This is a genomic window from Corallococcus sp. AB049A (assembly GCF_003668885.1).
GTDB classification, from domain to species: Bacteria; Myxococcota; Myxococcia; order Myxococcales; family Myxococcaceae; genus Corallococcus; species Corallococcus interemptor.
Map to the genome: position 1 here is coordinate 1 of NZ_RAWL01001498.1, position 379 is coordinate 379.

The window sequence follows — 379 nt, forward strand, 5'->3', positions numbered from 1 at the left end:
GAATGCAGATGATTGATTACCAGCTGACCGGCAAGACCGCGATCGTGACCGGCGGCGTGTCGGGCATCGGCCTGGCCGTGGCACAGACGCTGGCCGCATCCGGTGCCCGTATTTCGGTCTGGGACCTCAAGCAGGATGCGGTGGATGCCACCGTGGCGCGGTTGCGCAGCACCGGCGCACAGGCCATCGGCATCGCGCTGGACGTCACCGACGATGCAGCGGTGGAGGCGGCGGTGCAGCGCACGGTCAAGGAACTTGACGGCCTGCATGTGGCGGTCAACAACGCCGGTATCGGCGGGCCGGCGGCCAGCAGCGGCGACTATCCGATCGAGGGCTGGCAGCGGGTCATCGACGTCAACCTCACCAGTGTGTTCCTGTG

The 379-nt window shown here is 67.0% G+C and carries 1 protein-coding gene; it reads left to right on the plus strand.

Annotated features, from left to right (window positions below):
- On the plus strand, window positions 1-379 hold a 379-nt coding region (locus D7X55_RS47570), incomplete at both ends, for an SDR family NAD(P)-dependent oxidoreductase (RefSeq protein WP_199747523.1).